This window comes from Pseudomonas ulcerans (genome assembly GCF_036324125.1).
In the GTDB taxonomy this organism is placed as follows: Bacteria; Pseudomonadota; Gammaproteobacteria; order Pseudomonadales; family Pseudomonadaceae; genus Aquipseudomonas; species Aquipseudomonas ulcerans.
Map to the genome: position 1 here is coordinate 47,565 of NZ_JAZDQN010000012.1, position 13,289 is coordinate 60,853.

Here is a 13,289-nt window from a genome sequence, read left to right on the forward strand (position 1 = left end):
ACTGCTCCAGTGTCGGGAGATTTGATCTTCAAGCCTTGCGTGCTGCGCAAGTTCCCCCTGACACCAAGCAGTATGAAACTGCCATATCTCAACCATCCGGGTGATTACATTTCTGTAAGGTTGAGGGGGCTCAGCAGCTGGCGTGTTCCGCCTGTTTGGCTTGGCTGCCGGCGACAGGAGCTTCATCGTTCTGCTGCTTGGCCAACTGATAGGCTTCCAGCGAGACCTGGCGGGCTTGTTCCATGCGTGCAAACGTGCGATCAGCACCGCCTTCGGCCATCGCCAGGCTGGAAACACTCAGGGCAGCAACTACAAACAGGGTTTTGATCGATTTCATTTCGTTAATCCTCAGAAGTTTAGAAGCCCCTGTAACTAGTGGGGACGAGCGTTAAGCTCGCTGCTACGTTAACCACGACGCCCTGTCAGCAACCTGATCCGAACATTACAGTTCTGTCAGTTTGCTATTTCTTTCTTGTAGGCCCTCCTGAAGGCTCGGTACTGTCTTCCTGCCCGCGCAGCCTTGCGGATTCCATGGGCCTGATCGGTAGCAATGCCTGAGCTAACTCGTTCATTCGCACCGACGGATCGCGACCATCAAACAATCAAGAGAGATAGCCACTATGTCGAACAAATCCAACGTAGCTACCGGTGCCGCCTTGGCTCTGGTGGCCGCCAGCCTGTTCTCCACCCTGCCCGTCCAGGCTGCTCAGGAAACCAAAGCAGCAGAAGTGAAGTGCTTCGGGATCAATGGTTGCAAAGGGCAGAACGACTGCATGACCGCGAAAAACGACTGCAAAGGCCAAGGCGAATGCAAAGGCCAAGGGTTCAAGTTGATGACCCAGACCAAATGTGACGAAGCCGGTGGCAAAACCAGCGAATAAGGCGGTTCAGGGGAGTGCATGCCACTCCCCTGCTGGAGTCTCGAATGAGTAAGCGCAAAACTCTGGGTTTCGGTCTTGGCCTTCGTAACGAGTATTACCGGCAGATCCTGGAGGAACGGCCTGCGGTCGACTGGTTCGAGATCATTTCCGAGAATTACCTGGTGGAGGGCGGCAAGGCTCTCTACTTCCTTGATGCGATCGGCGAGCACTACCCCCTGGTGATGCACGGAGTATCTCTTTCGATTGGCGGCTCACATGCCTTGGACATAGACTACCTACGACAGCTCAAGCAGCTGGCGGATCGGGTGCAGCCTCAGTGGGTGTCTGATCACCTGTGCTGGAGTCGAGGCAACGCCCATCAACTTCACGATCTGCTACCGCTGCCGTTTACCCAGGAGAGCCTGCTGCATGTCGCGGCCCGGGTGCGCTTGGTGCAGGATGTTTTGGAACGTCCCATCGTGCTGGAGAACGTTTCCTCCTACGTGCAGTGGACAACATCCAGCATGAGCGAGTCTCAGTTCCTCTCGGAGCTCAGTTACCTGACCGGGTGCGAGCTGCTTCTCGACGTGAACAACGTCTACGTCAGTTCGCGCAACCAGGGTTTCGACCCTTGGCAGTTCATCATGGAATTGCCGCACGAGCGGATTCGGCAAATTCACCTGGCCGGGCACAGCGATTACGGGCAGTACCTCATCGACACCCATGACCAGCCCATCGCTGATCCGGTTTGGTCTCTCTACAGCAAGACTTTGAGCTACTTGGGCCCGACATCGACCTTGATCGAGCGGGATGACCAGTTTCCGCCGCTGGAAGAGCTGTTGTCCGAATTAGCACATGCCCGTGCTATCGCCAAATCTGTGATATCGGGGGCCACCCCTTGAGCCTGATCGCCCTACAGACTGCATTTGAAACTTACCTGACAGGTGACAGTGCCCTGCCCTCCAACGAGCTTTTGGAGCAGATCCGAGGTAGCACAGCGCTGAGTGCTCTCGAAGGCCTGCAGATCTACCACAACGCTTACCGTTCGCGCCTGCTTGCGGTCTTGCGAGAAGACTTCCCTGCCCTGCTTCACTGGATCGGCAACGAATCATTCGAGCAGCTCGCACTGGCCTACTTGGCCGCCTGGCCACCACGACATTTCAGCATTCGCTGGCTGGGCGAGAAGCTGCCCGAGTTCATTAGCAGCTACGTCGAAGAACCCCAACTATCGCCGATGCGCGAACTCGCGGAACTGGAATGGGCCTTTACACTGGCCTTCGACGCTCAGGATGTCGAAGCGCTTTCGCTGGAGACCATGAGTGATTTTTCGGCTGAAGACTGGATTTCACTCAGGGTTTCCCTGACTGCATCTGCCCGGTGGTTGCAGCTGCAGTACAACACGCTGGAGTTGTGGAAAGCCGCCAAGTCCGGCAGCTTGCTGCCTGATATTACCCGCCTGCCAACGAACCTAGCCTGTCTTGTTTGGCGTCATGAACTCGTCTGCCAGTACCGGAGCCTGGAGCCAGCGGAGGCTTCGGCATTGCAGTTTCTCATCGAGGGCGGATCGTTCGCTGAACTCTGCGAGTCGTTGAGCGCCACGCATGGCGAGCAAGCTCCCTTGCAAGCCGCGACCTGGTTGAAGTTGTGGGTCAACGACGGTTTGCTAAAGCGCGGCCAGCTATTGAACCTTTAGGCTAGCGCTCTCTCTTTGGCCACTCCGAGCGCTTCTATGACTCACCGCATCATTCATTTCAAACAGCAAGCCTTGCTTGACCCGGAGACCTATCAGGCAATGCTGGCCGACGGCGTTGGTCACTGGGAGCGGCTTGCAGGAGAAGTCGTCGGCATAGAAGACGAAAAAAGCCACGAGTTCGCTGCATTGAAAAGCCTGTTCAAGCGCAAGCGGTACTCCTATGACACGCTGGAAATGCGCGAGCCAGGCGATCACTCAAACTGGCTTCGCGGCCGAGATGGTTCAGAAGGTATGACCAACGAGGTCACCAGTATCCCAGGGCTAAAAGAGCTCTCAGAACTGGAGATTTAGTGGGATAGCAGGTCAGCGCTCAAGCGCTGACCTGGGCCGAATAGCCAAGCTCCTGGATGAGTTCGCGGATCGATTCGGCACTTTCTGTGCTCTCAACGGTGACCTTGCCGGCCGCTCGATCCACTTCTACTCGTGCATCCTGATCCAGAGCTTGAATGGCCTTCGTGATTTTGCTCACGCAACTGCCACAGCCCATCCCCGCAACACTCAGACTAAACATGTCTTTCACCTCATTTCGTCCGCGGCTCAAGTTACCGCACGGACAGCATCGACCTTGACACGATGGCAAGGTCAAGCCCGTAAGCGCTACAAAAGGATCAGCCGTTTACCACGGGCGTAAGGATGGGGGTTGGTGAACACACCACGACATGCCTTGCGCCCCTCGTCAGTGCGACGTATAGATTCTGGGGGGTCATAAGCTCAGGATGCAGGACAACCGAGACATCCGCCTCCAGCCCCTTGAGAAGTAATGTGCTGCCTACAGAGCGTCTTGCGATCGGTCGGGCAAGGTGTCTATTGCGCTCTCGCGCTTGAATGGCTGCACTCAGAAAGTCGGCAGCACCTCCCACCACCGCTTGCATTGCAGACCGGCAGCAGTACAGAACCTCCGGTCGGTATACACGTGCCCCGTGCTGCTCAGCGAGCGTATCGATCACACGGAGCGCTTGCCCCAATGTTGGCGCTGCTACGAAATCGATCGCCGCAGCCTCGGCCGCGGTCGGAGGCGTTCGGGCCCTTCCTGCACGCAGCGACTCCACGCGCGTTCGCAGGTTTGCTGCACCTACCCCCGTCATTACGCTGGAAGCAAACTCCACAAGTTGTGCCAGAGCATTGGCACCCTGCAAGTCAAAGTTCCTGGCGAAGTTGACGAGATCTCTCAGGTCGACGGCTTCTACGGCCATGGCACCGGGTGTCTGGCTCGTGAGCTGATGGCGACCTTGCACGTTGATGGAGTCCCCGATGATGAGGACGCTACCCTGAGCGTTGGGAGCTTCGGTTCTCGCGGCCACCAGTCGCTGCTGAACTTCGGTTCCGGCGTTTAGCTGCACCCAACGCACTTCTGCTGGAGCCGTGCGCAGATCCACCGGCTGACCAGCTTGAAGTTGTTGCCTTATGGCGAGCAGCCACTGCCCGAGGTTCTCAGCTCCAGCCAGCCGCCAGCGCCACGGTATCCTCAACTCTCCCGCTGCGGGAAACAGGGGTTGCACCTCATTCGCCCAATGCACCAGTCGATTGCCACGGAAGCTGAATATGGCTTGCATCGGGTCACCGAGCACGCAGGTCGGAAGCACCTGGGCCAAACCAGACACGATGGCGTGCTGGACGACGTTGCAGTCTTGGTACTCGTCGACAAGCAACCGTGCATAGGTGGCGCGAAGGGGCTGAGCGAGGTGACCGGCCTGCAACAACTGCATGGCGGCCTCCCGAATTGCCGGGTAGTCAGTATTGGGTTGATGCAGCTGTAGGATCTGCGGGTTATGGCCGCTTCGCGCTGGGAACTTAGCGATCAGGCGCATCGAGAATCCGTCAATGGTGGAGACTCGATATGCGGAGTTAGGAACACCGGCTCGTCTCAGGCGCGCCCGTAAGGCCGCAACGCCGGCGTTCGTATGTGTCAAGACGAGGATGGGTTTGCTCTGCGTATGCGCGATGAGCGTCTCGGCAATCAATTGCGTTTTTCCACAACCTGCGGGGGCCGTTATGGAGCCACGCTCGATAGCGAAAAGATCAATCTCAGGGGGCACTTGTAAACGTCCAGAGCTGATTCGTGACTGCCATGAAGCCCGGTTCGGCGTTCTGTAAAGACGGACCGACGATGTCCCTTGCAACCTCCTGATAGGTTGTCAGCGACTTGAACCAGCCGCTGTTGCGGATACGGGATGCGGTTCCCAGCAGCTCTCGTCTCTCAGGTGAGTACCCATCCACGAGTCGCTTGGCTCGGATATCGTTCAGCGTCACGCGGCCTTGGGACTTCGTCTGAATGTGTGCGTTCATCAGCTCTGCACCCACTATTGTTTCGGCTTTCGCCAGAAGTGCATCGAGTGCTTGCTCACTGAGATGGCGGAAGATCTCGTCCTCCAACGTGAGGCCTGGTCGCCATGTAAGAATTTGCCCGCCGGCGGCCAAGAATGCTTCAGCGAGCCCCGCGGTCGAAGGCTTGTCGGCATCTACAAAAACCATCACGCGGTAACCCAAGTTCAGAAGTGCTGTTCCCCGGATAAGACTGTTATCGGGGCTTCCCCCGCCGGCGTCCACATACGCGCCGCCATGGGCCAGGAATGAGGTAGCGCCAAGACTGACCCACCATTGGTCAAGGCCACGCGCGAAGCCAACCTCGCTGGCCCCCTCGCAAACGATGATGGATTTGGCGAGGAATGCTTCGGGGTCCTTCCGAAGGGTACTTTGTACCTCGTTGGCTTCCCCAGCTGGCATAACACTGTGGCGCTGAGGTGCTGACCGAACAACGAATAACTGGCTGCCGGACAGCTCGCGCAGCGCGACCGGCGAGTGCGTCGTCATGAACACTTGCAACGGAGCGGCAGCGTCCTTTGCACCCAGCGAGTCCAGGAATCGCATGAGCCGATGAGGTTCAAGCCCGTATTCCACCTCATCAACCAGGGCAATTGGCGCGGCGCTGGCCGCAGCCCTTTGAAGCCCTGCCACTAGCAAGCGTGACGAGCCCGTGCCAAGGGAGCGCAGCGGAATACCTGTTTCACTGTGCAGCGCGATCGCCCCCTCGCCAATCGACACAGAATGTGCGTCAAGGAGCGCCTGAGGCATAGCCCCGACCGAAACGCCAAGATGCTGTGCTGTGCGTTGCACGACCTCAAGCGTCTGGGTCAGATGTTCGGCTGCTTGATTGCCAAAGTTCGCTCTTGCTTGCCTAGCGGCGCGCGCCAGTTCAGCACCAAGCTCGGCGCGCTCATCGGTAAGTCGATTGAGCACTGAGCCACGACTCCACGACAGGTTCGAGCTCGCAAAGCTGCCGATACGGGCGGGCGCTAGTGCCGCTCGTTCTTTCCAGGGAAGAGTGCGTTCAAGTTGCTGCTGCTCCGCGCGCTCGGAGAAAAGTGTCCAAACAGGCTCCAAATCGGCACCAACTTGCAGACGCAAGGTGATGACGGTCTCCAGCCCCGCTCGCGGTTCGTCTTCGACTTCCCCCGTACCGGGATGGAATCCACGCAAGAACTCGCCGTAGACATCAATATCCATCAGCGATAACGGCAGATCGCCAAGCGCCACGCTGATGGTGATGGGTACATCGACGTTTAATGCGAAGAAGTCCATGTCGCCGAACGTGCCGCCTCGGCGGGCGCCGACGCAAAGGTCAATCGCATCTAGAATGCTGGACTTTCCACTATCGCCAGGACCTATGAGGCAGTTAATTCCTGGGGCCGGCACCCAGTCGAGCGCCTGGATAGATCGGAAGTTGCTGATAATCAGTCTGCGAATGCGGGCCACGGAGAGTCCTCATGGGTTAACGACGACCAGTCTCCTACCCGCAGCGGCAACAGTCCATCGAACGTCACCTCGTCACTATGTGTTGCGACAGATAGGTCGGACCGGAAACTACCGTACGGCATTTTCCGGTCAGATGCGCTTCTGAATAATCACCTGGTCGGTGGTATGGAAGCCTATCCGATGTCCGTTGATTTCAACCTCAGAGCATTGAAGACCACCGACGCCGAGCTGACACTCATCGCCAGCGCAGCAATCAAGGGCGACAGAAGATGCCCCGTCAGCGGGTACAGCAGCCCCGCTGCTAGCGGGATTCCCATCGCGTTGTAGAGGAACGCAAAGGCGAGGTTCTGCCTCATGTTTTTCACGGTTGCCACTGACAGGGTGCGCGCTCGCAGGATGCCCATCAGATCTCCCTTGACCAGCGTCACTTGGGCGCTGTTCATCGCCACATCGGTACCGGTGCCCATGGCGATACCTACGTCAGACCTGGCCAGGGCGGGCGCATCGTTGATGCCGTCACCCGCCATGGCGACACGACGGCCATAGCCCTGCAAATCGGCGACCAGTTTCTCCTTATCCTGCGGTTTGACCTCACCATGCACTTCCTCGATTCCGAGCTGCTTCGCCACGGCTCTTGCTGTGGTGAGGCCATCACCAGTGGCCATGATGACCTTTACGTCTTCGCTTTGAAGCTTGGAGACAGCCTGTTGAGAAGTAGGCTTGATCGGATCGGAAACGGCCAGGAGTCCCGCCAGGCGACCATCAACGGCCAAATAGATGATGCTGATGCCTTCCAGACGCAGTTGCTCGGCGCGATTGCGCAGCGGGGTAATATCGACGCCCGCCTCGTCCATCAGTGCGGTGTTGCCGAGCTGCAGCTGATGGTCATCGACCTGGCCGCGCACACCAATACCCGAGCCAGATTCGAAAGTGTCCGGTTTGACCAGTGCAATGCACTGACCGCGCGCATGATCGACGATGGCATGAGCCAGCGGGTGCTCACTACCCTGGTCGAGACTAGCAGCCAGGCGCAGCACTTCATTGGAGTCGTAACCGCCTGTCCCTTCCGCACTATGAAATACGGGACGCCCCTCAGTCAGGGTTCCAGTCTTGTCGACGATGAGCGTGTCGATCTTGCATAGATTTTCGATGGCGCTGGCATCGCGGAACAACACACCGCTGCTAGCGGCCTTGCCAGTCGCAACCATGACGGACATCGGGGTTGCCAGACCCAGAGCGCAGGGACACGCAATGATTAGCACCGCCACCGCATTGATCAGGCCAAATACCCAGCCTGATTCCGGCCCTAATAGCCCCCAGCCGAAGAAGGTCAGAATCGCGATCAGGATCACCCCGACCACGAAATACCCTGCCACCGCATCAGCCATACGCTGCATGGGGGCCTTGGAACGTTGGGCTCTGGCCACCATCTGAACGATCTGCGACAGCATGGTCTCGGCACCGACCTTCTGCGCCTCCATCACCAGGCTGCCGTGGGTGTTCAGGGTGGCACCGATAAGGGCATCCCCTACCCGCTTGGTCACGGGTAACGGTTCTCCGGTAAGCATCGACTCGTCGACGGCGCTCTCCCCCTCTAGAACCGTACCGTCCACCGGGACTTTCTCTCCCGGCCGGACACGTAGGTGGTCGCCCTGATGGACATGTGTCAGCGGAATATCTTCTTCCTGGCCATCGGGCTTGATGCGACGCGCAGTCTTTGGTGCCAGCCTCAGCAGTGACTTGATGGCTGCCGAAGTCTGCGAGCGGGCCTTGAGTTCGAGCATTTGGCCCAACAGCGTGAGTGAGATAATCACCGCGGCTGCTTCAAAATAGACGCCGATACGTCCGTCCTGGGCAAAAGCCGCCGGAAACCACTGCGGAACCAAGGTAGCGGCCACGCTGTAGAGGTAGGCAGCGGCCGTTCCCAAACCGATCAGGGTCCACATGTTGGGGCTGCGGTGGCGGATGGAGTCAATGCCGCGGGTGAAGAATACCCAGCCACCCCATAGCGTCACGGGCGTCGCCAGAGCCAGCTCGACCCAGTTCTGGGTCGTGCCATGAAACAGTTGCAAGGAATGGCCGGCCATCGCCAATACGGTCACGATGACGGTCAACGGTAGGGTCCACCAGAACCGCAGCGAGAAGTCCTTCAGCTCTGGATTTTCCTCCTCTTCCAGCTCCGGGATGACAGGTTCCAGCGTCATCCCGCAGATCGGGCAGTTTCCGGGAGCCGGTTGACGGATTTCTGGATGCATCGGGCAGGTGTATTCAGCACCTACAGGTGTCGATGTGGGTGCTGGAGTCGCGTGCTGGTGATGCTCCCCATGAGACTGATGGCTCATGTACTGATGAGGATCTGCTTGGAATTTCTCTAGGCACTTCGCACTGCAGAAATGATAGGCCTTCCCTTCAAAGCTCTCGCGATAAGGGCCATCAGGTTTGACCTCCATGCCACACACCGGGTCGCGCTGGCTCTCGGAGTGGGCGTGCGAGTTATGTGAATGATCCTGGTCATGATGGCAGGAGGTCTTTTGCATGCGATCTATGTCCTTTCTTCGTCCTTGGAAACAGCGGTGCTGCTGGAGTGGGAGTGCCCGCCGTGATTGTGGCCAAACAGATGCATCAGCGGGCATAGCAGCAGGATGAGGTACGGCAGGGCCTGCGAAAGATGACCGTAATGCTCACGCGCTACATAGAAGATGCCGATTACGGCCAGCATGATCAGCGCAATGCCAATCTTGCTCTTCCAAAAAGGCGGCTCAGTGGTACTGGTGTGATGGGTATGGTCCACGACAATAGCCTCGTTTCAATGGCGGCCGGATCAGTATAGGTGTCTCAGACTGGACGGAGTTGGCGAGTATCAATAAACGTCAGCGTACGGTCACCTTACCGACCATTCCCGACTGATAATGTCCTGGAATATTGCAGGCGAACTCCAGTTCGGTGGCGGCGGAGAAGGTCCAGATCAACTCTTCGCGTGCTCCAGGTTCGACAAGAACACTGTTGGGGTCATCGTGTTCCATACCGACCATCTTCATGCCGCCCATGGCATGGCCCATATTGCTCATGTCATGTGCACCTGTAGGGGACAGCGTGCCGTTCTGAAACATCGCGGCCATCTCTTTCTGGTGCGCGGCATGGGATGCCGCTTTGCCAAGATTGAATTCGTGTAGCAGTGCACCGTCATTTTTCAGGACGAAGCGAACTGTCTCGCCTGCTTTGATCTCCATTGCTTTGGGTTCGAAGAAGATGTCCCCCATCCGGACTTCGATGGTGCGATCTACTGCCTGACCGTCTCCCGGTTGCCCAATACTGTCTTTCTTGTGGCCCGGGCTGGCCAGCGCATTGGCAGCACTGAGCAGCAAGCCAAGGGTGGTGATTATGAAAGCGGGTCTGAGTTTCATGGTGTGCCTCTGAGGTGTTGAGGAGGGATGAGTCCCGATGCTAATGAGGTGCAGCTGGCGGTACGCTGACGTGAAAACTACATCGCAGTAAGGTTCGTCAGATCGGTGCTACCCAGCTCGCGGCCAACGGGTAGCACCGATGCCGGACTAACGCAGAGCAAACTCACCGACCATCCCCGCCTGGTAATGCCCAGGCAATGTACAGGCGAAGCTCAAACTGCCCGCCTTAGGGAAGGTCCACACGAACTCTTTGGTTGTGCCGGGCTCGACGAGAACCGCGTTCGGGTCGTCATGCTTGGCTTTGATGACTTCCGGATAGCCTGGAGGGTTGGAGTCTCCCGTGCCATAACGCTCATGCCAGACAATGCGCTCGGCCATGCCGGTCGGGGTCAGTGTGCCGTCCTTGAACAAGGACGCCATCTTGCGCTGGTGCTCCAGCTGGGACGCTGCCTGCCCGATGTTGAACTCGTGCATCAACGCGCCCTCGTTCTTCAGAACGAAGCGCACGGTTTCACCTGGCTTCACATCGATCGTTTTCTGGCTGTAGTTGATGTCGTCCATCTTTACCAAGATGGTACGAGTCGCTGGCGTCGCCTGGGCCTGCTGCCCAATGCCATTGCTACTGCCGCCGACCTCGGCAAATGCCGGAAAGGTGGTGCTGATGAACAGAGTGCTGATCAGCAGTTTAAGGGGTAAGCGTTTCATGGTGAGACCTCGAGATGGGTGCTGGAAATCTCATGCTATTCCCCGCTTGCTGCCAGGCCGCTGACCCCAAAACTACAATTGCGTCAGCTGGGAAAAAGCACGGCGCCATAAAGGCGCCGCTAGGCCAAAGGAGCAATCACGGAAGGCCTGGAAGATGGGAAAATCCTTATCGATGGCACTCTTTGTCGGCCATCATTAGCTTGTGCTCGCGGATCATTTGAGCCAGCACGTCGTCTACCAGCTTGTCATGCTTTTCCATCCAGGCCAGATGCTCTTCGGCAGACATGTTTGGCGCGGGATGTTCGTTGTGCAGCTGGCTCATGATGTCTTCGAGCATGTTCATATGCTCCTTCATGTGCACATGCCGCTCGCCGACCGGGGCCTTCTCCGCCTGGATCAGCACGGCTTCTGCTTTGTCGCGCATCTGCTGGATGCGCTCGACTACACGGTCGCTGCCCCCTTCGGCCCAAGCCATGGAAGACAGCAGTAGCGAACCAACCAGAAGCAAAGGTTTCAGCGATTTCATGGGCAGTCTCCATCAGTGCAAACTATGGCCGGCACCTCTGCTTTTGGTCTGTCGAGGGCCGAGAGCACAACCTAGTACTCATGCTTGCACCCTAGACAAGCCACCCTGTCAGTGAGCTGAAGTCAGAATTACATTTTCGTAAGCTTCTGGTTGGGGCCGCGGTTTGCCTGCAAACTCAGGCCACCCGACTTTTGGAGTCTGCACACATGAAACTACTGGTAGCTGAAGACGAACCCAAAACCGGTACGTACCTCCAGCAAGGTCTCACCGAGGCTGGGTTCAATGTCGACCGGGTTATGACCGGTACAGATGCCCTTCAGCATGCACTTAGCGAAGCCTATGACCTGCTAATTCTGGATGTAATGATGCCTGGGCTGGACGGTTGGGAAGTGCTGCGCATGTTGCGCGCAGCAGGAAAAGACGTCCCCGTACTGTTCTTGACGGCACGCGATGGTGTGGAAGACCGCGTTAAAGGGTTGGAGCTGGGTGCGGACGACTACCTGATCAAGCCATTTGCTTTCTCAGAGCTTCTGGCCAGGGTCAGAACGCTGTTGCGCAGAGGTAATGGTTCGCCGACGCAGACCACCATGAAAATTGCCGATCTGGAAGTCGATCTGATGAAGCGGCGTGCGATCCGTGGCGGGAAAAGAATTGACCTGACCGCGAAGGAGTTTTCACTGCTGGAACTGCTACTGCGCCGGCGCGGCGAGGTGCTCCCGAAGTCGCTGATTGCCTCTCAGGTTTGGGACATGAATTTCGACAGCGACACCAATGTCATTGAGGTTGCGGTACGCCGGCTACGCGCAAAAATCGATGACGATTTCGATCTCAAGCTGATTCATACCGCCCGCGGCATGGGATACATGATGGATGCTCCGGAGTGAATATGAAGCACCTTTCGCTGACCGCACGCATGAGCCTGATGTTCATGTCCGCGGTAATTGCAGTCCTGACGGTAGCAGGGCTGAGTTTCAATATGCTCAGCCAGCACCACTTCAAGATGCTGGATCGGCAGGCCCTGGTGGAGAAACTCGAATCCGCCAAACATATCCTCAACAATGCTCGCGGTGAAGCGAGCCTTTCGGAAGAATTACCGCAGTTGCGAGCTTTGCTGGGAGCCCATCAGGATCTGGCCGCCACTATCCTGGCCAGTGACGGTTCTGTACTGTTTTCCGACCCCAGAGCAGTCGAAGTACCTGAGCGTTTCAGACGTGCAAATGAGCAGAGCATGTGGGAGTGGCAGAACGGCCAACACATGTACCGTGGCATGACGGAGCAAATCTCGGTAGCCGATCAGGCTGAGCCGCTCACTGCGTTGCTGATTCTTGACGTCACCAATCACACACACTTTTTCGACACGCTGCAACGATGGTTTTGGATTGGATTGGTCATCAGCGCCCTGTTCAGTGCCGCACTCGGCTGGGTGGTTGCTCGCAGCGGCCTTAGGCCTCTGCGGCAAGTCACTCATGTGGCCTCCGGGATGTCCGCTCGCTCGTTACAGGAGCGAATCCCTCTCGAACCAGTGCCGCGGGAACTTCAGCAACTGGTTCTCTCCTTCAATGCGATGTTGGCTCGGCTAGAGGATGCCTTCGTTAGGCTCTCCAATTTTTCGGCCGACATTGCCCACGAGCTACGCACGCCCGTTAGCAACCTGATGACCCACACCGAGGTGGTGCTGAGCAAGAAACGCGATATCAATGCCTATGAAGAGAATCTCTACTCCAACCTGGAGGACTTGAAGCGCATGTCTCGGATGATTGATGACATGCTTTTCTTGGCCAAGGCTGATAATGGCCTGATCATCCCCGAGCAGGCCAGGATCGAACTGGCTGACGTAGTCTTCAAGCTGTTTGACTACTACCACCTTCTGGCCGAAGAACATGGCATTGAACTATCGCTCACAGGCACAGGCCAAGTGCTGGGAGATCGGCTGATGCTTGATCGTGCACTTTCCAACTTGCTGTCCAATGCACTGCGCTACACGCCGGTGGGACATACAATTTCGGTTTTGATCCGCGAGACAGCGGACTCCACAACCTTCAGCATCGAGAACCCAGGGGACACAATTAGCTCAGAGCATTTAGAGAAGCTCTTCGACCGCTTTTACCGGGTCGACCCCGCTCGGCGGGAGGGAAGCCCGAGCAACGCCGGGCTCGGACTTGCCATCACCCGATCCATCATTGAGGCTCACAAAGGCCGCATCTGGTGCACCTCAGCCGCCGGCCTCACGGGCTTTCACATCGAATTGCCCCATTCCAGATGATGCCGATCTGGCGGTAAGTAGGCTA

General features: G+C 57.5%; 15 protein-coding genes. 6 read left to right on the forward strand and 9 right to left on the reverse strand.

Translation table 11 applies throughout. The features are described 5' to 3' along the window. Positions 1-130 precede the first annotated feature (130 nt). Complete coding sequence (locus tag V0R59_RS13425) at positions 131-337, reverse strand: co-regulatory protein PtrA N-terminal domain-containing protein (RefSeq protein ID WP_004374659.1); 207 nt, start codon at positions 335-337, stop codon at positions 131-133. A 283-nt stretch (positions 338-620) separates the two neighbouring features. Here V0R59_RS13425 and bufA2 point away from each other — a divergent pair, with 283 nt between their 5' ends. Genes bufA2 through V0R59_RS13445 form a run of 4 tightly spaced genes read left to right on the forward strand, consistent with a single transcriptional unit; the run spans position 621 to position 2,904 of the window. After that, complete coding sequence (bufA2, locus tag V0R59_RS13430; protein ID WP_003460126.1) at positions 621-881, forward strand: BufA2 family periplasmic bufferin-type metallophore; 261 nt, start codon at positions 621-623, stop codon at positions 879-881. Between the two features lie 44 nt (positions 882-925). Next, the gene (gene bufB / locus V0R59_RS13435; protein ID WP_004374664.1) at positions 926-1,762 is read left to right on the forward strand and encodes an MNIO family bufferin maturase; all 837 of its coding nucleotides are present in this window, start codon (positions 926-928) and stop codon (positions 1,760-1,762) included. Then, complete coding sequence (locus V0R59_RS13440; protein WP_004374666.1) at positions 1,759-2,553, forward strand: HvfC/BufC N-terminal domain-containing protein; 795 nt, start codon at positions 1,759-1,761, stop codon at positions 2,551-2,553. The genes bufB and V0R59_RS13440 overlap by 4 nt, the downstream gene beginning before the upstream one ends. Before the next feature lie 36 nt (positions 2,554-2,589). Continuing rightward, entirely contained in the window at positions 2,590-2,904 is a 315-nt protein-coding gene (locus V0R59_RS13445; protein ID WP_004374672.1) for a hypothetical protein, read from the forward strand. A 19-nt stretch (positions 2,905-2,923) separates the two neighbouring features. On the opposite strand, the gene V0R59_RS13450 is transcribed toward V0R59_RS13445, so the two are convergent. From V0R59_RS13450 to V0R59_RS13485, 8 genes are all read right to left on the reverse strand, one after another. After that, complete coding sequence (locus V0R59_RS13450) at positions 2,924-3,124, reverse strand: heavy-metal-associated domain-containing protein (protein ID WP_003246756.1); 201 nt, start codon at positions 3,122-3,124, stop codon at positions 2,924-2,926. 97 nt (positions 3,125-3,221) lie between these two features. Continuing rightward, on the reverse strand, positions 3,222-4,649 hold the full coding sequence (locus V0R59_RS13455) for a UvrD-helicase domain-containing protein (protein ID WP_033725463.1): 1,428 nt from the start codon (positions 4,647-4,649) through the stop codon (positions 3,222-3,224). Beyond that, the gene (locus tag V0R59_RS13460; protein WP_004374677.1) at positions 4,639-6,366 is read right to left on the reverse strand and encodes an ATP-dependent nuclease; all 1,728 of its coding nucleotides are present in this window, start codon (positions 6,364-6,366) and stop codon (positions 4,639-4,641) included. Before V0R59_RS13460 ends, V0R59_RS13455 begins: the two co-directional genes overlap by 11 nt. A 173-nt stretch (positions 6,367-6,539) precedes the next feature. Then, on the reverse strand, positions 6,540-8,903 hold the full coding sequence (locus V0R59_RS13465; RefSeq protein WP_192815978.1) for a heavy metal translocating P-type ATPase: 2,364 nt from the start codon (positions 8,901-8,903) through the stop codon (positions 6,540-6,542). A gap of 5 nt (positions 8,904-8,908) precedes the next feature. Further along, on the reverse strand, positions 8,909-9,157 hold the full coding sequence (locus V0R59_RS13470) for a DUF2933 domain-containing protein (protein WP_003246761.1): 249 nt from the start codon (positions 9,155-9,157) through the stop codon (positions 8,909-8,911). 79 nt (positions 9,158-9,236) lie between these two features. Next, positions 9,237-9,770 (reverse strand): cupredoxin domain-containing protein, encoded by a 534-nt coding sequence (locus tag V0R59_RS13475; RefSeq protein WP_003246762.1) that lies wholly within the window; start codon positions 9,768-9,770, stop codon positions 9,237-9,239. Positions 9,771-9,917: 147 nt separating this feature from the next. Then, on the reverse strand, positions 9,918-10,475 hold the full coding sequence (locus V0R59_RS13480; RefSeq protein ID WP_043242880.1) for a cupredoxin domain-containing protein: 558 nt from the start codon (positions 10,473-10,475) through the stop codon (positions 9,918-9,920). A 166-nt stretch (positions 10,476-10,641) separates the two neighbouring features. Continuing rightward, the gene (locus V0R59_RS13485) at positions 10,642-11,001 is read right to left on the reverse strand and encodes a co-regulatory protein PtrA N-terminal domain-containing protein (protein ID WP_004374686.1); all 360 of its coding nucleotides are present in this window, start codon (positions 10,999-11,001) and stop codon (positions 10,642-10,644) included. Positions 11,002-11,207: 206 nt separating this feature from the next. Here V0R59_RS13485 and V0R59_RS13490 point away from each other — a divergent pair, with 206 nt between their 5' ends. Next, complete coding sequence (locus V0R59_RS13490) at positions 11,208-11,885, forward strand: heavy metal response regulator transcription factor (protein WP_004374688.1); 678 nt, start codon at positions 11,208-11,210, stop codon at positions 11,883-11,885. A 2-nt stretch (positions 11,886-11,887) separates the two neighbouring features. Further along, entirely contained in the window at positions 11,888-13,264 is a 1,377-nt protein-coding gene (locus tag V0R59_RS13495) for a heavy metal sensor histidine kinase (RefSeq protein WP_004374690.1), read from the forward strand. Positions 13,265-13,289: the final 25 nt, after the last annotated feature.